The sequence below is a fragment of the Roseomonas indoligenes genome (assembly GCF_017813365.1).
Lineage (GTDB): Bacteria > Pseudomonadota > Alphaproteobacteria > Acetobacterales > Acetobacteraceae > Roseomonas > Roseomonas indoligenes.
On the sequence record NZ_JAGIZA010000006.1, the window covers coordinates 12,280 to 33,405 of the forward strand.

The window sequence follows — 21,126 nt, forward strand, 5'->3', positions numbered from 1 at the left end:
CAACCGCCTTCGGGAGGGCGCGTTGGCGAGGGGGATTGTCATATCTTCCCCGGAGGGACCAATGGCTGCGAACAGCGATGCAGGCAAAGCAGTTGACCACGCCGCCGCCAAGGTGAGCGACACCGTCAACAAGGTGAGCGATGCGGCGGGCGGCGTCGCCGACAGCGCCTCAGAGCAGATCGCCTCGCTGAAGAAGCAGGTGGAGGATCTCTATGCCGAGCGGGAGAAGTATCTCTCCAAGGCCATGGACGCCGCCGAGGGCTATGCCGCCCGCGCCAGCGACGCCGCCCAGGTGCAGTACGAGGCGGTTGCAGACCGCGTGAGGGAGCGCCCGGCACAGTCCATCCTGATCGCCGCGGCCGCCGGGTATATCCTCGCCCGCATCCTCGGTCGCTGAGAGGGTCCCGGGGATGCTGCGGACCTTCAGCCTGGTCGGGATGGCGGCGCAGGCCGAAGGCCGCCGCCTGAAAGCCAAGGCCAGCGCGACCGGCACGCGCATGGCCTTCTATGCCGGGGCCGGCGTCATGGGCCTCGCCGCCTTCGTCGTGCTGCACTTCGTGCTATGGTTCATCGCACGGAACAGCTTCGGGACGGTCGTTTCCTCCCTGCTGGTCCTAGTCTTCGACCTTGTTCTGGCCGGGATCTGCGTCTTCCTCGCCTCGCGTGACAACTCGGCACGAGAGGAGATGGAAGCGCAGGCCGTAAGGAACGTCGCCCTTACCGGGGCGGCTCAGTCAGCTGTTAGCGGCTTTACCACCCAGGCCGGCCCGCTGATGGCGCTGGCGGGAATCGCGATTGCCGCGCTCTGGCCGAAGCTTCGCGGTGGTCGGCGCGTCTAGAAGATCGACACATTGCGGTCAGAAGGAAGGGCGTCTCCGGCAGGAGGCGCCCTTTTTCGTGCCGTGGTCCCGAAGGCTGTCATAGAACCGTCATATAAATGAAATGCAGGCGTCGCTGCGCGTACCTAGAAGGCGCCAACCGGCCGCGAGGCCGGAGCCGAAACTTACGGAGACATGCCGGTGATCACCCGTCGCATCGCCCTCGCGGGCCTCGTTGCCCTCGCGGCCACGCCCGCCCTGGCCCAGACCGCCCAGATCACTGGGGCCGGCGCCTCCTTCCCCAACCCCGTTTACCAGCGCTGGGGTGAGGGTGCGAAGGCCGCGAACATCCAGCTGAACTACCAGTCGGTCGGCTCGGGCGCGGGCGTGAACCAGATCCGGAACCGCACGGTGGATTTCGGCGCCACCGACGCTCCGCTGACGCAGCAGCAACTGACCGAAGGGAACCTCCTGCAGTTCCCGACCGTGATGGGCGCGGTGGTCCCCATCGTGAACATCCCCGGCGTCGCCGCCGACCAGCTGCGCCTGACGGGCGAGGTCCTGGCCGACATCTATGCCGGCAAGATCACCAAGTGGAACGACCCGCGGATCGTCGAGCTGAACAGCGGCGTCACCCTGCCGAACCTGGCGATCGCGCCGGTCTACCGGGCCGATGCCTCCGGCACGAGCTTCGTCTTCACCTCCTACCTCGCCGCCGTTTCCGAGAGCTGGAAGAGCAGCGTCGGCGCCGGCACCTCTGTGAAGTGGGCCACCGGCGCGGGCGCGCGCGGCAATGAGGGTGTGGCGGGCACCGTCCGCAACACCCGCGGCGGCATCGGCTATGTCGAGAACGCCTACGCCACGCAGAACCGCCTCGCCACCGTGCAGCTGCGCAACAAGGCCGGCCAGTATGTGAAGCCGACGATGGAGACCTTCGCGGCCGCCGCGTCCAACGCCAACTGGAACGTGCCCGGCATGGCCGCGAGCATCATCGACCAGCAGGGCGCCAATTCCTGGCCGATCGTCTCCCCCACCTTCATCCTGCTGCCGACCAACCCGACCGACGCCGCGAAGACCCGCGCCGTGATGCGCTTCTTCGACTGGGCCTACACCAACGGCGCCGCGACGGCCCGCGAGCTGGAGTACATCCCGCTGCCGGAGACGGTTCAGAACGCCGTCCGCTCGGCCTGGGGCCAGATCCGCGTCGACGGCCAGCCCGCCTGGCCGGCTCGCTGAAGCCCCTGCGCTGAGGCACCCCGTCCGGCGGCCCCGCGCCGCCGGACGACCCCTTTCCCAAGGAAGAGCGCGTGGCACAGGTCGCCGTCCCAGAAACCCTCGAAGCCGCTCCGGCGCGCCCCACCACCCGCAAGGGCAGCGGGACGGGCGACACGATCTTCGCCTTCCTCTGCAGGGCCGCCGCGGCCCTGGTGCTGGTGCTGCTCGGCGCCATCATCGTTGAGCTGTTCCTTGGCGGGCTGCCCGCCTTCAAGGCCTTCGGCGCCGCCTTCGTCACCTCCACCGAATGGGATCCGGTGCAGGAGATTTACGGCGCGGGCGTGCCGATCTACGGCACGATCCTGACCGCCATCCTCGCCCTGCTGCTCGCCGTCCCGGTCGCCTTCGGCATCGCTTTCTTCCTGACGGAGATGGCGCCGGACTGGATGCGCGGCCCCGTCGGCACCGCGATCGAGCTGCTGGCGGCCGTCCCCTCCATCATCTTCGGCATGTGGGGCTTCTTCGTCATCGTTCCGGTGATGGCCGGCACGATCCAGCCGGCGATCATCGACACGATCGGCGAGCTGCCGCTGATCGGCAGCCTCTTCCAGGGCCCGCCCTTCGGCACCGGCCTGTTCACCGCCGCCCTCATCCTCGCGATCATGGTGCTGCCCTTCATCGCCGCCACCATGCGGGACGTCTTCCTGCAGGTACCCGGCGTCTACAAGGAAAGCGCCTACGGTCTCGGCTCCACCCGGTGGGAGGTGATGCGCAAGGTGGTGCTGCCCTACACGCGGATCTCCGTGGTCGGCGGCATCATGCTCGGCCTCGGCCGAGCCCTCGGCGAAACGATGGCCGTGACCTTCGTCATCGGCAACGCCAACCGCATCACGCCCTCGCTCTTCGGGCCGGGCAACACCATCGCCTCCATCGTGGCGCTGGAATTCGGTGAGAGCGGTGCGGGCAGCCTGAAGCTCTCCTCTCTGCTGGCGCTCGGCTTTCTCCTCTTCGTCATCTCCTTCGCGGTGCTGGCCCTCTCGCGCTGGCTGCTCCGCTCGCGGCTGAAGGGCTGACCATGTCCGCCACCACCTCCCCAATGCCCAACTCCTCGGTTCCCGGTCGGGCCAAGGACCGCGCCACCTCCGAGGCGCTGGGCCGCCGCCGGGCGCGCGCCGACGCGATCGTGCGGGTGCTCTGCACCGCCGCCACGATCCTCGGCCTCCTCTTCCTCGCCTCCATCCTCCTCACGCTCATCATTCGCGGCGCGGGCGGGATCTCGCTGAGCGTCTTCACCAACGTCACCCGGCCGCCGGGCTCGCATGGCGGCCTGCTGAACCCGATCATCGGCAGCATCATCCAGGTCTTCCTGGCCACGATCGTCGGCACGCCGATCGGCATGCTGGTGGGCACCTACCTCGCCGAGTACGCCGGCGAGTCCCGCTTCGGCCAGGTGGTGCGCTTCGTCTCGGACGTGCTGCTCTCCGCCCCTTCGATCCTCATCGGCCTGTTTGTCTACCAGATCCTGGTGCTGCCCTTCGGCGGCTTCTCCGGCTGGGCGGGCATCGTGGCGCTGGCGATCATCGTGATCCCCGTCGTGGTCCGCACGACGGAGGACATGCTGCGCCTGCTGCCGAACACCCTGCGGGAAGCGGTGATCGGCCTCGGCGCCCCGAAGTGGAAGATGATCGTGCTGGTCTGCTGGCGCGCCGCGGTCTCCGGCATCATCACCGGCGTGCTGCTGGCCGTCGCCCGCGTGGCCGGCGAGACGGCGCCGCTGCTCTTCACCTCGCTCGGCAATCTCAACTGGTCGCTGAACCTCTCCCAGCCCATGTCGAGCCTGCCGATCACTATCTACTCCTACGCCGGTTCGCCCTACGAGGACTGGATCACGCTCGCCTGGACCGGCGCGCTGATCATCACCCTCGGGGTGCTCGGCCTCAACATCGCCGCGCGCTCCGTGCTGCGCGCCCGCCGCTAGAGCCGGAGATCGCCATGAGCATGAGCCAGAACAACAGCACCGGCGCCCCTGCCATGAGCCAGGGCGTCACCAACGCGGCGGTGAACGACGCCCAGGCCGCCGCGGCGGCCCAGAAGGCGGCGGAGCTGGCCCGGGTGGCCCAGCAGGCCCACCCCCAGCAGTCCAGCGGCACCTTCGGCAATATGGCCGTCCGCTCCTCCGCCGTGATGAACCCGGCGCGGATCGCGGTGAAGGACCTCAACTTCTACTACGGCACCAACAAGGCCCTGAAGGGCATCACGCTGGACTTTCCGGACCGGCAGGTTACCGGGATGATCGGCCCCTCCGGCTGCGGCAAGTCCACGCTGCTGCGCGTGCTGAACCGCATGTACAGCCTCTACCCCGGCCAGCGCGCCGAGGGGCAGGTGATGCTGGACGGGCAGAACGTTGTCGACGACTCCATGGACCTGAACGCGCTCCGCGCGAAGGTCGGCATGGTCTTCCAGAAGCCCACGCCCTTCCCGATGACGATCCACGAGAACATCGCCTTCGGCATCCGCCTGCATGAGAAGCTCTCCCGCGCCGAGATGGAGGAGCGGATCGAGTGGGCGCTGACCCGCTCCGCCCTCTGGGGCGAGGTGAAGGACCGGCTGCACAGCTCCGCCATGGGCCTCTCGGGCGGCCAGCAGCAGCGCCTGTGCATCGCGCGCACGATTGCCGTCCGCCCGGACGTGATCCTGTTCGACGAGCCGACCTCCGCGCTCGACCCCATCAGCACCCTCAAGATCGAGGAACTGATCGACGAGCTGAAGCGCGACTTCACCATCGCGATTGTCACCCACAACATGCAGCAGGCCGCCCGCTGCGCGGACCAGGTGGCCTTCTTCTATCTCGGTGAGCTGGTTGAAGTGGCCCCGGCCGCCGAGCTCTTCACCGCGCCGCGCCAGAAGCGCACCCAGGAATACATCACCGGCCGCTTCGGCTGACCGGCGGGGAGACGGACATGGCTTCGGAGCGTATCGTGAAGTCCTACGAGGAAGAGCTGAAGCGCCTGCGCGAGCTGATCGCTCGCATGGGCGGCCTCGCGGAACGGCAGGTGGCCGATGCCGCCTATGCCCTGGTCCGCCGGGATTCCGAGCTGGCCGGCGAGGTGGTGGGCCGCGACGCCCCCATCGATGCGCTGGAGCGGGAGGTGGATTCCTTCTGCGTGCGCCTCCTGGCGCTCCGCCAGCCCATGGCGAGCGACCTGCGCTTCATTATCGCCGCCCTGAAGATCAGCCAGGATATCGAGCGCATCGGCGACTACGCCCGCAACGTGGCGAAGCGCGCGATCATCGTCTCCGGCCAGCCCTTCCTCGGCGGCGTCAACGGCTTCCAGTGGATGGCGCAGCTGGTGCAGCGCAACCTGAAGGACAGCATCGACGCCTTCGTGAAGGACGATGCGGACCTGGCCGAGCGGGTCTGGGCGGCGGACGCCCCCGTGGACGACATCTACACCGGGATCTTCCGGGAGATGCTGACCCACATGATGGAGGATCCGCGCAACATCACGGCCTGCACGCACCTCCTCTTCATCGCCAAGAATTTCGAGCGCATCGGCGACCATGCGACGAACATCGCGGAGACGGTGCACTACGCCGTGCGCGGCGCCAGCCTGCCGGACGACCGTCCCAAGGCGGACGCCTCCATGGAGGCCCAGACCCCATGAGGGCGGCGGCGCTTCCGGATGCGCAGCGCCCGACCATCCTCGTGGTCGAGGATGAGGCGCCGCTGCTCACCCTTCTTCGCTACAACCTGGAGAAGCAGGGCTTCCGGGTGGAGGAAGCCGCGGACGGGCCGGAGGCGCTGATCCGCGTCGCCGAATCCCGGCCGGACCTGATGCTGCTGGACTGGATGCTCCCCGCCATGTCCGGGCTGGAGGTCTGCCGTCAGCTCCGCCGCCGGCCGGAGACGCGGGACCTGCCGATCATCATGGTCACCGCCCGCACGGAGGAGGCCGATGCCGTCCGCGCGCTGGACACCGGCGCGGACGACCACATCGGCAAGCCCTTCACCATGGACGCGCTGCTGGCCCGGATCCGTGCGGTGATGCGCCGCTCCGGCGCGCCTGCCGCCCGTGGAACCCTGTCCTGGCAGGACATCGTGATGGACCAGGACGCCCACCGCGTGACGCGGGCGGGGCGCACCCTGCATCTCGGCCCCACGGAGTACCGGCTGCTGGAGTTCTTCCTGCAGCACCCCGGCCGCGTCTTCTCCCGCGAGCAGTTGCTGGACGCGGTCTGGGGCCGGGACATCCACGTGGAGCTTCGCACCGTGGATGTGCACATCCGCCGGCTCCGCAAGGCGATCAACGGCGAATCGGATCTCGACGTGATCCGCACCGTCCGCAGTGCCGGCTATGCCCTGGATACGGATGGCTGACCGGGTTGCCTGACCCGAACGGCTGGCCCGGTGGGCTGGTGCGGGCGGGCGGGCCGGTATCCCCCGCCCTTGTTTCCAAGGTCCGCCTGCCGCCCTATCTTCGGCGATGAAGCGAGGGGGAAGGCGGGTTTGGACGCTGCGGCGCTGCGCCACGAAATGCCGCCCGATGTCGAGGGCCTGCCGGGGCTCCTCGACCAGCTTGAGGCCTTCTCGGAGGCCGCGGGCCTTTCCCCCGGCGCCGCGCAGCGCCTATCCATCGTCGCGGAGGAGCTGGCGGCGAATGTCGCCATGCACGGCACGGGTGCCAGCCGCCTCCTGGTCGAGGCGCGGCGGGAGGGCGATTCGGTCCACCTGCTGATCGAGGATGACGGCCCCGCCTTCGACCCCCTTTCCGCCGCCGCGCCTGACCTCGATGCAGGGGTTGAGGATCGCGAGGTCGGCGGCCTGGGTGTCCATTTCGTGCGCAGGATGACGCGCGAGGCCGCCTATGAGCGCCGGGGTAAGGTGAACCGCCTGACGGCCCTTCTGGACGCGGGCTGAACGGGGCGGCAAAGATCAACCGTCGCCGGCCGCGCCCCGTGGTCAACACGCCCTTATCAGGCCGGCGCTGACTGGAGACACCATGCAGATCGCCGAGCACCGGGAAGGCGCGACCACCATCGCCGCGCTGGAGGGCCGCCTGGACACCGCCACCGCCCCGGCGACCGAGGAGAAGCTGCTCTCCCTCCTCGACGGGGGTGGGCTGGTCGCGGACATGTCGGAGGTCCGCTACGTCTCCTCCGCCGGGCTGCGCGTGCTGCTGAAGGCGGCGAAGCAGGCGCGGGTGAAGGGCGTTTCCTTCTCCGTTTGCGGGCTGCAGCCGGCAGTGCGGGAGGTCTTCGAGATCTCCGGCTTCGACAAGATCATCCCCATGCATGCCACCCGCGCCGAGGCAGTGGCCGGCACCTGAATCCCGGGCGCGGCAAGGCCATGCCCGCCTTGCGCCAGGCCGCGCCGCCACCGGACGCCTCCCTCCTCGCCTGGGCGCGGGAGGGCCTTGCGGCCCTGGCCGGCCTCGCCCCCTCCGGGGTGCTGCAACGCCGGCTGGAGCGGGCCGCCCCGCTCCTCCAGGCCCTGGAGCCGCAGCCCGAGATCGATTCTCCCGGCTGGGCCGCGCTGCTGGACGCGGTGACGGTGGGCGAGACCCGGCTGTTCCGCTCTGCGTCCCAGCTCCTGACCCTGCGCGGCCTGATGCCGGACCTGCCCGGTCGGCCGCTGCACCTCCTCTCCGCCGGCTGCTCCTCGGGGGAGGAGGCCTGGAGCCTCGCCCTGCTCGCCGAGGAGGCGGGCATCGAGGCCGCGGTGCTGGGCCTCGACATCAACCGTCCCGCCCTCGCCGTCGCCGCCGCCGGCCGCTACCCCGCCGGCCCGCCGGACGCCCTGCGTGAGGTGCCTGCGCCGTTCCGTCCCCGCTTCTTGCAGGCTCAGGGGTGGGTCTCCCCCCAGTCGACCCGCCCGCCCGCCTTCCGCCGGGCCAACCTGCTCGGCCTGCCGCCCGGGCTTGATGGCCTCGGCGCCATCCTCTGCCGCAACGTGCTGATCTACCTTCTCCCGTCGGCGCGGGACGCGGTGCTTCGCGATCTTGTCGCGCGGCTGCTCCCGGGCGGCGCCCTTCTGCTCGGCGTCACCGAATCCCCCAGCCCCGACCTGCCCCTGCGCCCGGAACCGGGCGCGCACGGCGTGTGGCGCCGCCTGTGAGCCCCGCCGCGATCCGGGCAGGCGCCGCGTTCCATCGCCTGCCGGAGGGCGCCTCGGCAGTGGCCGCGCCAGTGCTGCGGCCGGTGCCAGGGGGAGGGGGGCGGCTCTTCGTCGGGCTTCTCGGCAGCGGCGCCCTGCCGGCCTGGGTCCTGCCCGGCAGTGCGGAGCCGGCGCGGGCCTGGGCCCTCCTGCCTGGGGCCGAGGGCGTGGTGCTCGTGGGTGGCGATGCGCTGTCCTCGTCAGGGGACGGTGCGGAGCCCTTGCACCTGCCCATCCTGCCGCCCGCTCGCGCGCCCCTGACACGCTCCGCCGCGCCGGAGGGCGAGGAGGCGCCGCCAGCCTCCGGGAGCGGGGGCGGTTTTCGCCTGTCCAGGGCCGATGGAGCCCTGGACCTGCCCTTCGCGGCGCTGGAACGCCTCATCCCCATGCCGGCGCTCCATTCCCTGCCGGAAGCGCCGCCTGGGGCTTGCGGCATGGCCTGGACCGAACTCGGCCCGGCCCTCGTTCTCGCCGGAGAGGAAGGGGAACCGCTGCTCGCCCTTTTGGTGGTGGAGGGCCGTCGCCTGGGCCTGCCCTGCCGCGGCGCGGCACCCCTGGCGCAGGCGCCCGCCCTGCCGCTCGCGCTCCTGCACCCCGGCCTGCTCGCCGCCGCGCCCCTGGCCCTTCCGCCTGCCGCCGTGGCGCCCTTGCCTACGCGCCTGCTCCTCCTCGCCCGCGCCGGCGAGACCGGCTTCGCCCTGCCGCTTGAGGAGGTGGCCGCGGTGCTGCCGCCGCAGGTGCCGCGCAACGCCGGATCCGGCGCGCTGGCCGGGATCGCGGCGCATAGGGGCGACGTGTTGCCGGTGCTGGATGCCGGCACGCGCCTCGGCGGGCGGCCCGTGCTCACGGGCGGTGCCCTTCCGATGCTGCGCCTGCAGGGCGCGCAACCCGCGGCGCTCGCCGTCTCCGCCGTGCTCGGCCTCCGGGCGGTGCCGGAGACCGACCTCGCGCCCGTGCCGGGCCAGGGACTGGTGGCCGCCATGGCGCGCCTGGACGGCGCGGTGCTGCCCGTCTGCCGCGCCCGCGCGCTGCTCGCCCCCCTCGTCGTCTCTCTCGCAGGGGCGGCGCCGTGATTCGCGCCCTGGTGGTGGATGATTCCGGCTTCATGCGTATGGCGCTCCGCCGGATTATCGAGGCGGATGGCGACCTTCGCGTGGTCGGGGAGGCGAGCAACGGGGAACAGGCCGTCGAGTTGGCCGCCCGCCTCCACCCGGACATCGTGACGATGGACCTTGAGATGCCCGGCCTGGACGGCATCGCCGCCACGCGCCGCCTGTCCGGGCTGCCGAACCCGCCGGCCATCGTCATGGTCAGCCACCATACGCGCGATGGCTCGGACGGGGCGGTGGCGGCCATGGCCGCCGGCGCGGCGGACGTGCTGTGGAAGGGATCCGCCATCGGCGCGCTGGACCTTGCCGGAATCGACCGGGCCCTGCGCGGACGCCTGCGCCACTGGGCCGGGCAGCGGCAGAACCTTCCACGGCGCGCACCGGAGGTGGTGCCGCAGCGCCCGGGCCGGCCGGTCCCCGACACCCCTATCGGCCCGGGCTGCGATGTCGTGGTCCTCGCCGCCTCCACGGGCGGGCCGGACGCGCTGGCGGCGCTGCTGGAAGCGGCGGGGCCGCTGCCCGTTCCCGTGGTGGTGGCGCAGCACATGCCCGCCGATCTCGGGCCGGACTTCGTCCGCCACCTCGGCCGGCGCGGGGGTGTGCCCGCGGTGCTGGCCGTCCACGGTGCCGTGCCCCGGCCGGGAGAGACGACAGTGATCCCCGGCGCCACGGACGGCCACCTGGCGCGGGGCGGGGCGGGCGCGCCGCCCAACGCCCTCGTGCTGCGGCTGGCGCAGGGGCCGGGCGTCGTGCACCCTTCGGCCGACATGCTTTTCCGCTCGGCCGCCCTGGTGGCGCGTCGCGCGATCGGCGCCGTGCTCACCGGCATGGGGCGGGACGGGGCCGAAGGAACCGCCGCGATGCGGGAGAGGGGAATGGCCGTGCTGGCGCAGTCGCCGGAGAGCTGCGTGGTCGCGGGAATGCCCCGCGCGGTGATCGAGGCCGGGCTGGCCGTCGGAGTGGGGAATCCTGCCGCCCTCGGCGCCCGGTTGCGCGCCCTGGCCGTGCCCCTCGCGCCCGCTGCCCGGACCGGGTTTGGACGGGAACCCGCATGAGCCTTGATCCTGAGATCCTCGCCTTCTTCCTCCCGGAATGGGAGGAGGCGACCACCCGGCTGGCCGGGGCGCCCGACGAGGCGACGCAGCGCCGCGCGCTGGACGCAATGGGCGCCCTGGCGAGCGGGGCGGAGATCGGTTCGCTGAACGCGGCGTTGCGCGCGCTGGAGCCGCTGCCGGAGCCCTTCGACGCCCCCGCCACGGCCGCTGCGCTGACCGCCCATGCCCGCGCCGTGGTGGCGGCCGGGGAGGACCGGCCCTTCGGCGCCCCCGCCGCGCCGCCGGCCGGGCCGGTCATCCGGACCCTGGTGGTGGACGACAGTGCGATGATGCGGCGACTGGTGCGGGAGAGCCTTTCCGCCGATCCCGCCTTCGCGGTGGTGGCCGAGGCGGCGGACGGGCGGGAGGCCCTGGCCCGGATCGCGGAGGACGCTCCGGACCTGATCATGCTGGATATCGAGATGCCCGTGCTGGACGGGCTGGGCGTGCTGCGGGACTGGGCGCTGCGCGGGACCGGGGCGGTGGTGGTCGTCTCCTCCGCCGCCGTGCCGGGCGGGGAGGTGGCGGCGGAGGCGCGGCGCCTGGGCGCCTGCACCGTGGTCGGCAAGCCCTCCGGCGCCTTCTCCCCCGATCTCGGCGAGCGCCAGGGCGAGGCGATCCGCCGCGCCGCGCGCAAGGCCGCGGGCCTGCCGGTGGAGGCCGCGCCTTGATCCCCGCGACTGGACTGTCGCCATGATCGACGACGACAGCCTCTGGGAGGGCTTCGCGGCCGAGAGCGAGGAGCACCTCGACACGATCGAGCGCCTCCTCTCCGGTCCGGTCGGTACGGCCGGTGCGGACAAGGAGGGGGTGAACACCCTCTTCCGCGCCTTTCACAGCCTGAAGGGCATGTCCTCCGTCCTCGGCGCCGGGGGGATGCGGGACGTGGCGCATGGCTGCGAGGACCTGCTCGGCCTTGCCCGCGCCGGGAAGCTGGCCGTCACAGGCGGCGTGGCGGACGGGCTGACGGCGGCCGTGGACACGCTGCGCGGCCTGCGCGGGCGGGTGCTGGAAAGCCGCCGGGACGCCCCGGCCGACGCCGCCCTGCTGCGCCGGCTCGCCGCTCTGGCAGAGGGTGAGGGACCCACCCCGGCGCCGGCCGCCCCCCTCCCCACGAAGGCTGCACCCGCCGCGGCCGATCCCCTGCTCGGCGCCTACGCCTCCCGCTGCGCCGCCGCCGCGCCGCTGCTTGCCGGCCTTTCCGCCGGGCGGGACCCGGCGGCGCTGGCGGAAGCCGCGGACCTCGCCGCCGCCGCCCAGATGCTCCGCCTGCCCGGCCTCGCGGAGGCGCTGGACGCTCTCGTCGCCGACGCGCCGGATGGCCTGCCCGCCCTCGGCCGTCTGCGCCGCCGCCTCGTCCTCCTCGCCGCGCGGGCGGGCGAGACGGCGGGGGCGGAGGCGATCCCGCGGGCCGCGCGGGGGCGGGTGGACACCCCCGCCCTCGCCGCCGCCGCCGAGGCCCTGGCCTCCCCGCCCGGGGGGCACCACGCCCTGTCCACTGCCGCCCGCGACGCCGCCGCGGCGGCCTGCGCTCTCGGCCAGGACGCGCTGGAACGCGCGCTCCTCGCCCTGGAGGACCTGGCCGACCGCGCCGCCGATCCCGATGCCGCAGCCGTCCTCGCCGCCCGTGGCCCGGCTCTGGCGGAGGCCATCCGCCATGCCGGCAACGGCGGCACCGCGCCCGTGGCGGCCGGGGAGGGGGATTCCCGCATCCCCGCCGGCTTCCTGCCCCTGCTGAGCGAGACGGCCCGGCAGCGCGCGGCCTCCGCGCTCGATGCCGGCGCCCGCCTCTACGTCGCCCGCCTCGCCATGGGGCAGGGGGAGGCGCTGGAGGCCGCCATCGCCGACGCGCTGCGGCCGGAGGCGGATATCCTGGGCAGCCGGACGCTGCCCGGGGCCAGCCCGCCGCTTCTGGAACTCCTCCTGGCCAGTGCGGGCGATCTTGAAACCCTGTCCCGCGCCGGCACCGCCGCCGATCCTTCCCGCCGCGTCCTCCTCTCCCTCGCCGCTGCCGAGGAGGAGGGATCCCACGCCCCCGCCACCGCCGGCGGGACCACGATGCGGGTGCGGCACGAGACAATCGACGGGTTGATCTCGCTAGAGGCGGAGGTGCGCGCCGCCTCCCTCGCCCTTGCCGAGGCCCTGCGGGAGAGCGCCCCGCGCAACGCCATCGCCCGCCTCTCCGTCCTCGCCGGGCGGCTGGACGGGCCCACGGGGCGGGAACTGACGGGGCTGGCGGACCGGCTGCGCGGCTTCGAGGACGCACTGGAGGAGGCGGAGAGCCGCCTGTCCTTCTCCCTCCGCCGCCTGGACGAGGCGGTGATGGAACTGCGCGTGGTGCCTATCGGCACCCTCTTTGCCCGCCTGCCCCGGGTCGCCCGCGCGGTGGCGGAGCCGGCGGGGAAGGAGGTGGAGGTGGTGCTGGAGGGCCAGGACGTCGCCATCGACCGCGCCCTGGTGGAGAACCTTGCGGACCCGCTGCTCCACCTCCTCCGCAACGCGGTGGACCACGGGATCGAGTTGCCGGCGGATCGCCGCGCCGCAGGCAAGCCGCCGCGGGCCGTGATCCGCGTCTCCGCCGCCCGGCGTGCCGGCGGCATCCGCGTCCGCGTCTCCGATGACGGGCGCGGCATCCACCACGGAAGGGTGCTGGCCCGGGCGCTGGAGCGCGGGCTGGTGGCGCCGGAGGAGGCGCCCGCCCTCTCCTCCGCCGCGATCGAGGCGCTGCTCTTCCGGCCGGGCTTCTCCACCGCGGAGACGATCACGGACACCTCCGGCCGTGGCGTGGGGCTGGACGTGGTGCAGGAAGCCGCCCGCCGCGCGGGCGGCACGCTGGAGGTGGCCAGCACCCCCGGCCGCGGCACGAGTTTCACCCTGCGCCTGCCCTTCACGGCCGCGACCCAGTCCGTGCTGCTGGTGGAGGTGGGCGGCCACCCCTATGCCATCCCCGCCGCACGGGTTGAGGCGGTGATGGAGGGGGAGGGAGATGGGCGCCCCGTGCTGCCCTTGGCCCCTCTGCTCGGCCTTCCGCCCTCGCCCATGGGGGCCGTGGTGGTGGCACGCGCCGCCGCCGGCCTGCTCGCGATCGGGGTGGACCGGGTTCAGCGTCGGGCCGACCTCCTGCTGCGCCCCCTGCACCCCGCCCTGGCCCGCCTGCCTGGCGTGGGCGGGGTAGGGGTACTGGGCAACGGCGCGCCGGTTCTTCTCCTCGAGCCCGACGGGATGGGTGAAGGGATTACAGTTTCAACATGAACGAATTTTCATGTGACCCCTCACCAAAATTAGGGATGAGGCTGATCGCTGAATCGTGACCATTGGTCCGGAGAGGTCTGCGAGGGATCGACGCCATGCCCCACCGCCTTTTGCGCCTGGCAGAAGCTCTCCGAGCGAGGCAGGGCGCGCCGCGCCCGGCGAGCCGCGCCGCAGGTCAACCGGTTGGCCGGCCCGGCGGTCGCTTCGGCGGCCGCCCGACCTCCCGCTTCGTTGTCTGGGAGGTCAACGACAACGCTCGTCCCATTGAGGAGGGACCGCAGGTGGCGGCGCCGGATCCGAAGTGGCCGGGGCCGGGCACCATCCTTTCCCTCAGCGTGCAGGACGGCCGGCACCGGCTGGGCGCTGTCCGGGCCGCCGTGCAGGAAACCACGGGCGACCCGGCTGCCGACGCGGCGATCCTCATGCGCCTGCTGGAGCACTATGGCGCCTGGATGGGGTTCGAGGGCCAGGTAGACCCGGTCCGCCAGGGCGAGATGCGCCGCCTGCCCTCCGCCGTGCGGCGCGCCGCCTCGGTGGAATACCGGATGGACCTCCGCCAGATCGGACGCGACGCGCAGAGCCTCACGGCCGACGGCACCATCCTCGTGAACGGGCGCCCCGCGGCGGTGCTGGACGACGTCTCCATCGTCTTTCGCCCCACGCGCCCCGATCCCCGGTCGCCCGTGGAGAGGCGGACGCGCCAGGACGCCTGAGGGCTGGCGCCGGAACCGGTGCCGCGCGTCAGCCCCGGCGCACGGCGAGGACCGTGATGTCGTCCGCCTGCGGCGCGCCCCCGGCGAAGGCGGTCACGGCATCCAGCACCGCTTCCACCACGGCCCGCGGCGGCGCGTCGGCGGTCGCCTCCAGCCGGTCGGCCAGCCGGTCCCGGCCGAAGAAGCCTTCCGCGTCGTCCTCCGCCTCCGTCACCCCGTCCGAGAAGAGGAAGAGCGCCTCCCCTGGTGCCAGGGCCAGAGGGTCGGAGCGGTAGGGGTAGTCCTCCATCGTGCCGAGCGGCGGCTGGCGGGAGAGACCGGTCAGGACCCGCGCCGCGCCGTTCCCGAGGATGAAGGGGGGCTCATGCCCCGCGAGCGCGATCCGCCCGGTTCCGGAGGCGGCGTCGATCGCCGCCAGCACCACCGTCACGAAGGTCTGGCTGTCGTTCTCGCGGGAGAGGTCGTCATTTGCCCGGGCCAGGATGGCCGCCGGATCCGGGACCGCGCCCCCGGCCGAGAGCATCACGGCCGCGGCGCGGATCAGCCCGAGGGTGCGCGCCATGGTCAGACCCGCCGGCGCCCCCTTGCCCGAGACATCCGCCACCCCCGCCAGCAGCAGGCCGGGGGCGAGGCGCACGGCGTCGTAGAGGTCTCCGCCCACCTGCCGGGCCGGGATCATGGCGGCGTGCAGGGAAAGGCCGGGCGGCGCGATGGCCGCGAAGTCCCTGGGCACCAGATCCAGCTGGGCCGCGCGGGCGCTCTCCAGCTCCGCCTCCAGCGCCGTCAGGCGCTGGTCGGCGAGGTCGCGCAGCCGCTTCTTCTCCAGCACCGCGCCCAGCCGCGCCCGCAGCAGGGGCGGATCGAAGGACTTGGGCAGGTAGTCTTCGGCGCCGAGCTCGATGCAGCGGACGATCTTTTCCATCTCCGTCAGGGCGGAGATGACGATGACGGGCGGCGCAGCCCCGCGCGCGGCGTGTAGCGCCTCCAGCACGCCGATGCCGTCCAGGCGGGGCATCTCCAGGTCCAGCAGCACGATGTCGAAGGCGCCGCGCTCGATCGCGGCCAGCCCCTCCACCCCGTCCACCGCCTCGGTGATGCCGGTATAGCCGAGTTCCGCCAGGCGCTTCTTCAGGACCAGGCGGTTGAAGGAGGAATCCTCGACGACGAGGATGGACACCGCCTCGCTCACGCCCGGCCCTCCGGCCCGGGGGCGTCGGAGACCGCCAGGCTCTCCACAACTCGCCGCGTGTCGCCCGCCAGCCGGGACAGGTCGATCATGGTCACCGTGATCTCCTCCGCCGCCGTCGCGTTGGACTGGCCGATGCGGGTCAGCACCTCCACCCGATCGCCCAGCCCGGCCACCGTCGCCTGCTGCTGCTCCATCGCCACCGCGATGGAAGCGGCCAGCCGCGCGCTCTCGGCCACCATGTGCTCCAGACCGTCCATCGCCTCCCCCACGGCAGCGGCGGTGCCGCTGCCCTCCCGCGCGCGGCGGCCGGCGGCCACCACGACATCCGCGATCTCCTGCGCCAACGCCTCGGCGGAGGCGGCGAGTGCCCGCACCTCCTCCGCGACAACGGAGAGGCCGCGCCCGTGCTCTCCAGCCCGCGCCGCCTCGATGGCGGCGTTGATGGCGAGGATGTTCGTCTGCGTCGCCACCTTGGCGATGGTGCCGGCGATGCGGGTCACGCGCTCCGTGTCCTCGCCCACCGCGTCCACCAGCCCGATCAGCGTGGCGATCTTCGGCAGGTTCTCCGCCACCAGCACCTTGGCCTGCTCCGCCCCGTCCCGCGCCTCGGCGGTGGCACGGGAAACGTCGGCAATGCCATCCGTCGTCTGCGCCAGGGCCTCGGCCGTCTGGCGCAACTCGGAGAGCTGGGTCATGGCCCCGTCGCTCACCTGCCCGATGGCGTCGGAGGCCTGGGTGGTGGCCACCGCCGTGCGGCGCGCATTCTCCAGCGCTTGGTCCGTGAGGGCGCGGGCGGCGAGCAGGCTGTCCTTGAAGACCAGAACGGCCCGGGACATCTCGCCGACCTGGTCGCTCCGCTCCGTCTCCGGCACCTCGGTTTCCAGCGCGCCGGCGGAGAGGCGGTCCATGGCGCGGGCCAGCCGCCCGACCGGGCGCGCGATCAAGCGAAGCAGCACGTAGAGGATCAGCGCGCAGCCCAGCACCCCGACGGCACCGGCGCCGAGGACGATGCGGCGCGCCGCCGTGTTCAGGTTGCGGGACCGTTCCAGCGTGCCCGCGTTGTGCGCCTGCACGATGCGGCGGGCGGAGAGCATCATGACGTTGAAGCTCGACTGCGCGTCGAGCCAGTCCTCCTGCACGGAGAGGAAGTCCGCGCGGCGGTTCGCGGCGAAGGCCTCCCGCGCGCGCTCGGCGATCTCAGTCATGCGCGCCGCCATGTCCCGCGCACCGGCGAGCACGATGGGGTCGATTTCCCCGCCCAGCCGCCGCTCCACCTCGGCGAAGGTCTCCTGCACGCGCTCGCCGCCGCGCACCATCAGCCCGGCGGCAGCGCGGGGCGGGACCACGCCCGCCAGGGCCCGCATGATCTGCGAGGTGAAGTCGGCGAGGCTGCCGGCGAAGCGGTCCACCGCCGCATCCGCCTCCTGGTCCTCGCCCGCGATGCGCTCGACGATGGTGATCTGCCGCTCGCTCAGCAGCAGGGCGGTGGCGGTGAGTAGCCCGACCACGGCGAGCATCAGCAGCGCGATCAGTGCCGCCCGCGTCCCGATCCGCCCGGCCAGGGATGCGAGGCCGCGCGGGGCGGGGCGCGCGGCGGGCGGGGCTGCACCCGCCGCCGTTTCGTCAGGCGCCGGCGCGGGCGGGGCAAGGTCCATATCGGCGCGGAGGCTAGCCTCCGCGCCGTGACCGGAACAAGCCGCATCCCCCGCCGCGGCGATTTGCCCTCCGGCCCGGGCGCGGCGATGCTGCGCGCCGCCCCTGGCCGTGCCCCCATCCCGGGCCGGGGCGCAACGCCCGAGGACCGCCAGAGGAACCGATGCCCGAATACCCCTTCACCGCCGCGGACCTCGAAGCCCTGCGGGCCTGGGACACCCCCACCATCTGCAACGCGCTGGAGATGGTGGCCCCGCACCGCCGCGGCCATGGCTTCACCGTGCGGCCGCTCGTTCCCGCCAGCACCACCCTGCCGCCGATCTGCGGCCTTGCCCGCACGGGCACCCTCCGCGCCGCCCATCCCTCCGGCCGCGCGAAGGAGGTGGACCGCGCCGCCCGCATCGGCTGGTACGAGTACGTGGCCGAGGCCGCGCTGCCGACCGTGGTGGTGTTGCAGGACCTGGACGACACGCCCGGCACCGGCGCCTTCTGGGGCGAGGTGAACACCAACGTGCACAAGGCGCTCGGCGCCCAGGGCTGCGTCACCAACGGCTCCATCCGGGACCTGGACATGATCGCGCCCGGCTTCCAGCTCATCGCCGGGGTGGTGAACCCCTCCCACGCCTATGTGCACATCGTGCAGTACGGGCAGGAGGTCTCGGTGCACGGCATGGCCTGCCACCATGACGCGGTGGTGCACGCGGACCGGCACGGCGCCGTGGTGATCCCGCACGACGCGGTGACGAAGATCCCCTCCGCGATCGAACTGCTGTCGCGCCGCGAGAAGGTCATCCTTGACCTCTGCGCCTCCCGCGACTTCACCGTGGCGGCCCTGCGGGAGGCCCTGTCCCGCGCGGACGAGATTCACTGAGCGAGGCGGCATCCGCGGCCGGGCCGGCGCCCGGCCGCCCCGTCCTGGCCCGCGTGCGGCCGGAATGGGTGGACCACTACGGCCACATGAACCTCGCGCCCTATGTGGCCGTGTTCGACATGGCGACGGATGTCCTCTGGCCGTCGCTCGGGCTCGGCCCGGCTTTCCGGGCGCGGAACCTCGGCACCTTCGCGGCGGAGAACTGGGTCTCCTACCGCAAGGAGGTCCGGCTGGACGACCCGCTCTCCGCCGGGAGCGAGGTGCTGGCCCATGACGAGAAGCGGCTGCTGATCCGCCACCGCCTGTTCCATGCCGAGGCCGGTTTCGAGAGCGCGCGCTGCGAGTTGCTCTTCCTCTGCGTGGACCTGCTGACGCGCCGGGTTTGTCCCTGGCCCGAGGAGGTTCGCGCCGCCTTCGCAACGTCTCCTTCCGGACCGCCGCCGGAACGGCTGGGATTGCGGCGCTAGACGGGCAGGGGGCTGCCTCATCCCGCGCCGGTCTGCGCCGGGATTGGGCAAGGATTGCCCAAACAAGGCGTTATCTCCCGATATCCGGGTTGACGATGCGGGACCCGAGGGAAGACCATCCCGCCCGCACGGAGGACCCCCCGATGAACGTTGCTGCTCCCCCTTCTCTGGCTCCCGCCGGCATGTCCGCCGAGGAGTGGAAGATCCGCTGCGACCTCGCCGCCCTGTACCGGCTGATCGCGCATCACCGCTGGACGGACTTCATCTACACCCACATCTCCGCCCGCATCCCCGGGCCTGAGAACCACTTCCTCATCAACCGCTACGGCGTGCTGTTCGAGAACATGCGCGCGACGGACCTGGTGAAGATCGACGTGGACGGGAACGTGCTGGACGGCGACGCCGAGTTCGCCGGGCAGAGCCGCCGCGTGAATGCCGCGGGCTTCACCATTCATTCCGCCATCCACATGGCGCGGCACGACCTGACCTGTGTGGTGCACACGCACAGCGCGGCCGGCATCGCCGTCTCCGCCCAGAAGCACGGGCTGCTGCCGATCTCCCAGCACGCGCTGAAGTTCTACGGCCACCTCTCCTACCACGGGTATGAGGGCATCGCGCTGGACCTGGATGAGCGCGACCGGCTGATCCACGACCTCGGCCCGACCAACAAGGCGATGATCCTGGTGAACCACGGGTTGCTGGCCGGTGGCCGCTCCATCCCCGAGGCCTGGAACCAGATCTACTACCTGGAGCGCGCCTGCTCCGCCCAGATTGCCGCGCTGTCCGGCGGCGCCGAGCTCGTCCTCCCGCCCGAGGAGGTGCGACTGAAGACCGCGGCCCAGTTCAACGGCCCGCACACGCTGGCCCATGCCGAGTTCGCCTGGGACGCGGCGCTGAGCATGATCGAGGGGCAGGACTACCGCTCTTGAGCACCTCCCTCCTCCTCACAGGTGGCCGCGTCTTCCGCGGGCTGGAGAACGGCTTCGCGGAAGCCCTGCTGATCGCCGATGGCCGCGTGGCGGCCGTCGGCAGCCGGGACGAGGTGGAGGGCGCGGCCCCCGCCGGCACGCGGCGGGTAAATCTTGAGGGCCGGGTCGTCATCCCGGCCTTCAACGAGGCCCATATGCACCTGCTGCCCTATGGGCTCGGGCTCAGTCAGGTGAACCTGCGGCCGGAAACCGGCACCCGCTCCCTCGACGAGGTGCTGAAGCGCGTCGGCGAGGCCGCGAAGAAGGCCCCGAAGGGCGCCTGGGTGCTCGGCCGCGGCTACGATCACGGCGAGCTGGACATTGGCCGTCACCCCACGGCGCAGGAACTGGATCGCGTCTCCCCCGAAAATCCCGTCTACATCGTCCGCACATGCGGCCACATGGGCGTGGCGAACAGCGCGGCGATGAGGGCGGCCGGCGTCGGCCACAACACGCCCGATCCCGAGGGCGGCGCGATCGAGCGGAAGAACGGCGGTCTCACCGGCCTGTTCCTGGAGCGCGCCAAGCGCCTCGTCGTGGATGCCGTGCCGATGCCGAGCGAGGACGCCATGGTGGCGGCCATCGAGGCGGCCGGGCGTGACCTGGCGGCGCGCGGCTTCGCGACGGCCAGCGACATGAATGTTGGCATGACGGCCGGGCTGAACGAGATCGCCGCCTATCGCCGCGCCCTGTCCGAGGGCCGGCTGGTGCAGCGCATGTGGCAGGTGCTGGCCGGCAATCCGGAGGGCATCGCCGGGGCCGCCTGGGACGAGGGGCTGCGCCCCGACCACACGGACGACATGCTCGCCTGGGGCGCGGTGAAGGTCTTCGGCGACGGTTCCGCCGGCGGCCTGACCGCCGCCTTCTTCGATCCCTACCTGGAGAGCGCCGGCGGCGGCACCGGCATGTTCATGTTCCCCGATGAGACGATGCACCGCCTGCTGGCCCTGTATCATCGCCAGGGCTGGCAGCTGGACATCCACGCCATCGGCGATGCCGCGATCGAGCAGGTGCTGGTGGGCATGGAGAAGGCGGGGGAGGGGGATGCCCCGCTCGCCGGCCGCCGCCACCGCATCGAGCATTGCGGCTTCCTCAACGCCGATCAGCGGCGGCGGATGAAGGCCAACGGCATCCTCCCCGTTCCGCAGCCCGTCTTCATGTACGAGTTCGGCGACCTCTACGTGAAGAATCTCGGGCTGGAGCGGACCGAGGTGGCCTATCCGATGAAGACCTGGCTGGACGAGGGGCACCATCCCGCCGCCTCCTCTGACTCGCCGGTGTCCAGCGTGGACCCGTTCATCAACCTCTTCACCATGGTCACGCGGAAGACGAACAAGGGCACCGTGCTCGGCGCCGCCGAGGCGCTGACGGTGGCGGAGGCGGTGCACTGCTACACCTGGTGCGGCGCCTATACCCAGTTCGCGGAGGATCGGCGCGGCACGCTGGAGGCGGGCATGCTGGCCGATCTCGCCGTGCTCTCGAAGGACATCTTCGCGATCGCGCCGGAGGAGATCCTGACGACGGAGGCGGACCTCACCCTGCGCGGCGGCGAGGCCATCTTCGACCGTCACGGTGCCCTGCGCGCCGCGGCGGCGGACGCCCAACGCGCGCCGGCGGCCTGAC

At 72.4% G+C, this 21,126-nt stretch carries 22 protein-coding genes; 20 read left to right on the forward strand and 2 right to left on the reverse strand.

What is annotated here, in order from left to right; all coding sequences use genetic code 11:
* Positions 1-61 precede the first annotated feature (61 nt).
* From J5Y10_RS11650 to J5Y10_RS11725, 16 genes are all read left to right on the forward strand, one after another.
* Complete coding sequence (locus tag J5Y10_RS11650; protein ID WP_209373753.1) at positions 62-397, forward strand: hypothetical protein; 336 nt, start codon at positions 62-64, stop codon at positions 395-397.
* Between the two features lie 13 nt (positions 398-410).
* On the forward strand, positions 411-839 hold the full coding sequence (locus J5Y10_RS11655; protein WP_209373755.1) for a hypothetical protein: 429 nt from the start codon (positions 411-413) through the stop codon (positions 837-839).
* Between the two features lie 174 nt (positions 840-1,013).
* Entirely contained in the window at positions 1,014-2,054 is a 1,041-nt protein-coding gene (gene pstS / locus J5Y10_RS11660; protein WP_209373757.1) for a phosphate ABC transporter substrate-binding protein PstS, read from the forward strand.
* Positions 2,055-2,125: 71 nt separating this feature from the next.
* Positions 2,126-3,106, forward strand: a complete 981-nt coding sequence (pstC, locus tag J5Y10_RS11665) for a phosphate ABC transporter permease subunit PstC (RefSeq protein WP_209373758.1) — start codon at positions 2,126-2,128, stop codon at positions 3,104-3,106.
* A gap of 2 nt (positions 3,107-3,108) precedes the next feature.
* The gene (gene pstA / locus J5Y10_RS11670; RefSeq protein ID WP_209373759.1) at positions 3,109-4,011 is read left to right on the forward strand and encodes a phosphate ABC transporter permease PstA; all 903 of its coding nucleotides are present in this window, start codon (positions 3,109-3,111) and stop codon (positions 4,009-4,011) included.
* Between the two features lie 182 nt (positions 4,012-4,193).
* Positions 4,194-4,976, forward strand: a complete 783-nt coding sequence (pstB, locus tag J5Y10_RS11675) for a phosphate ABC transporter ATP-binding protein PstB (protein WP_209374128.1) — start codon at positions 4,194-4,196, stop codon at positions 4,974-4,976.
* A 17-nt stretch (positions 4,977-4,993) separates the two neighbouring features.
* Positions 4,994-5,698, forward strand: coding sequence for a phosphate signaling complex protein PhoU (gene phoU, locus J5Y10_RS11680; RefSeq protein ID WP_209373760.1), 705 nt, complete (start codon positions 4,994-4,996; stop codon positions 5,696-5,698).
* Entirely contained in the window at positions 5,695-6,411 is a 717-nt protein-coding gene (gene phoB, locus J5Y10_RS11685) for a phosphate regulon transcriptional regulator PhoB (RefSeq protein ID WP_209373761.1), read from the forward strand. The genes phoU and phoB overlap by 4 nt, the downstream gene beginning before the upstream one ends.
* A gap of 129 nt (positions 6,412-6,540) precedes the next feature.
* On the forward strand, positions 6,541-6,951 hold the full coding sequence (locus J5Y10_RS11690) for an ATP-binding protein (protein ID WP_209373762.1): 411 nt from the start codon (positions 6,541-6,543) through the stop codon (positions 6,949-6,951).
* An 82-nt stretch (positions 6,952-7,033) separates the two neighbouring features.
* Positions 7,034-7,360: an STAS domain-containing protein gene (locus J5Y10_RS11695; protein ID WP_209373763.1), complete on the forward strand. Its 327-nt coding sequence runs from the start codon at positions 7,034-7,036 to the stop codon at positions 7,358-7,360.
* 20 nt (positions 7,361-7,380) lie between these two features.
* Positions 7,381-8,148: a CheR family methyltransferase gene (locus J5Y10_RS11700; RefSeq protein WP_209373765.1), complete on the forward strand. Its 768-nt coding sequence runs from the start codon at positions 7,381-7,383 to the stop codon at positions 8,146-8,148.
* Entirely contained in the window at positions 8,145-9,260 is a 1,116-nt protein-coding gene (locus J5Y10_RS28730; RefSeq protein WP_209373767.1) for a chemotaxis protein CheW, read from the forward strand. Before J5Y10_RS11700 ends, J5Y10_RS28730 begins: the two co-directional genes overlap by 4 nt.
* Complete coding sequence (locus tag J5Y10_RS11710; protein ID WP_209373769.1) at positions 9,257-10,351, forward strand: chemotaxis protein CheB; 1,095 nt, start codon at positions 9,257-9,259, stop codon at positions 10,349-10,351. Before J5Y10_RS28730 ends, J5Y10_RS11710 begins: the two co-directional genes overlap by 4 nt.
* Positions 10,348-11,061: a response regulator gene (locus J5Y10_RS11715; protein ID WP_209373771.1), complete on the forward strand. Its 714-nt coding sequence runs from the start codon at positions 10,348-10,350 to the stop codon at positions 11,059-11,061. The genes J5Y10_RS11710 and J5Y10_RS11715 overlap by 4 nt, the downstream gene beginning before the upstream one ends.
* A gap of 22 nt (positions 11,062-11,083) precedes the next feature.
* Entirely contained in the window at positions 11,084-13,642 is a 2,559-nt protein-coding gene (locus J5Y10_RS11720) for an ATP-binding protein (protein WP_209373773.1), read from the forward strand.
* Positions 13,643-13,737: 95 nt separating this feature from the next.
* On the forward strand, positions 13,738-14,355 hold the full coding sequence (locus tag J5Y10_RS11725; RefSeq protein WP_209373775.1) for a hypothetical protein: 618 nt from the start codon (positions 13,738-13,740) through the stop codon (positions 14,353-14,355).
* Between the two features lie 28 nt (positions 14,356-14,383).
* Here J5Y10_RS11725 and J5Y10_RS28735 read toward each other — a convergent pair whose 3' ends face one another.
* Positions 14,384-15,544 carry a PP2C family protein-serine/threonine phosphatase gene (locus tag J5Y10_RS28735; RefSeq protein WP_209373777.1) on the reverse strand — a complete coding sequence of 387 codons (1,161 nt, stop codon included), beginning with the start codon at positions 15,542-15,544 and terminating at the stop codon, positions 14,384-14,386.
* A complete protein-coding gene (locus J5Y10_RS11735; protein ID WP_209373779.1) occupies positions 15,541-17,199 on the reverse strand; it encodes a methyl-accepting chemotaxis protein in 1,659 nt (552 codons plus the stop codon). The genes J5Y10_RS28735 and J5Y10_RS11735 overlap by 4 nt, the downstream gene beginning before the upstream one ends.
* 161 nt (positions 17,200-17,360) lie before the next feature.
* On the opposite strand from J5Y10_RS11735, the gene J5Y10_RS11740 reads away from it, so the two are divergent.
* The 4 genes from J5Y10_RS11740 (at position 17,361) to J5Y10_RS11755 (ending at position 21,125) form a co-directional block, all read left to right on the forward strand.
* The gene (locus tag J5Y10_RS11740; protein ID WP_209373781.1) at positions 17,361-18,068 is read left to right on the forward strand and encodes an RraA family protein; all 708 of its coding nucleotides are present in this window, start codon (positions 17,361-17,363) and stop codon (positions 18,066-18,068) included.
* 53 nt (positions 18,069-18,121) lie between these two features.
* Positions 18,122-18,535, forward strand: coding sequence for an acyl-CoA thioesterase (locus tag J5Y10_RS11745; protein WP_342452901.1), 414 nt, complete (start codon positions 18,122-18,124; stop codon positions 18,533-18,535).
* Between the two features lie 143 nt (positions 18,536-18,678).
* The gene (locus J5Y10_RS11750; RefSeq protein WP_209373785.1) at positions 18,679-19,464 is read left to right on the forward strand and encodes a class II aldolase/adducin family protein; all 786 of its coding nucleotides are present in this window, start codon (positions 18,679-18,681) and stop codon (positions 19,462-19,464) included.
* Positions 19,461-21,125, forward strand: a complete 1,665-nt coding sequence (locus J5Y10_RS11755; RefSeq protein ID WP_209373787.1) for an amidohydrolase — start codon at positions 19,461-19,463, stop codon at positions 21,123-21,125. Before J5Y10_RS11750 ends, J5Y10_RS11755 begins: the two co-directional genes overlap by 4 nt.
* Position 21,126: the final 1 nt, after the last annotated feature.

What these genes read in the sequence shown, in the direction of transcription:
- phoU (WP_209373760.1), top strand. Translation starts at nt 4,994, where the DNA reads ATGGCTTCGGAGCGTATCGTGAAGTCCTACGAGGAAGAGCTGAAGCGC.
- J5Y10_RS11735 (WP_209373779.1), bottom strand. Translation starts at nt 17,199, where the DNA reads ATGGACCTTGCCCCGCCCGCGCCGGCGCCTGACGAAACGGCGGCGGGT.
- J5Y10_RS11695 (WP_209373763.1), top strand. Translation starts at nt 7,034, where the DNA reads ATGCAGATCGCCGAGCACCGGGAAGGCGCGACCACCATCGCCGCGCTG.
- pstS (WP_209373757.1), top strand. Translation starts at nt 1,014, where the DNA reads ATGCCGGTGATCACCCGTCGCATCGCCCTCGCGGGCCTCGTTGCCCTC.
- J5Y10_RS11725 (WP_209373775.1), top strand. Translation starts at nt 13,738, where the DNA reads ATGCCCCACCGCCTTTTGCGCCTGGCAGAAGCTCTCCGAGCGAGGCAG.
- J5Y10_RS11650 (WP_209373753.1), top strand. Translation starts at nt 62, where the DNA reads ATGGCTGCGAACAGCGATGCAGGCAAAGCAGTTGACCACGCCGCCGCC.
- J5Y10_RS11740 (WP_209373781.1), top strand. Translation starts at nt 17,361, where the DNA reads ATGCCCGAATACCCCTTCACCGCCGCGGACCTCGAAGCCCTGCGGGCC.
- J5Y10_RS11750 (WP_209373785.1), top strand. Translation starts at nt 18,679, where the DNA reads ATGAACGTTGCTGCTCCCCCTTCTCTGGCTCCCGCCGGCATGTCCGCC.
- pstA (WP_209373759.1), top strand. Translation starts at nt 3,109, where the DNA reads ATGTCCGCCACCACCTCCCCAATGCCCAACTCCTCGGTTCCCGGTCGG.
- phoB (WP_209373761.1), top strand. Translation starts at nt 5,695, where the DNA reads ATGAGGGCGGCGGCGCTTCCGGATGCGCAGCGCCCGACCATCCTCGTG.
- J5Y10_RS11700 (WP_209373765.1), top strand. Translation starts at nt 7,381, where the DNA reads ATGCCCGCCTTGCGCCAGGCCGCGCCGCCACCGGACGCCTCCCTCCTC.
- J5Y10_RS11715 (WP_209373771.1), top strand. Translation starts at nt 10,348, where the DNA reads ATGAGCCTTGATCCTGAGATCCTCGCCTTCTTCCTCCCGGAATGGGAG.
- J5Y10_RS11720 (WP_209373773.1), top strand. Translation starts at nt 11,084, where the DNA reads ATGATCGACGACGACAGCCTCTGGGAGGGCTTCGCGGCCGAGAGCGAG.
- pstB (WP_209374128.1), top strand. Translation starts at nt 4,194, where the DNA reads ATGGCCGTCCGCTCCTCCGCCGTGATGAACCCGGCGCGGATCGCGGTG.
- J5Y10_RS11655 (WP_209373755.1), top strand. Translation starts at nt 411, where the DNA reads ATGCTGCGGACCTTCAGCCTGGTCGGGATGGCGGCGCAGGCCGAAGGC.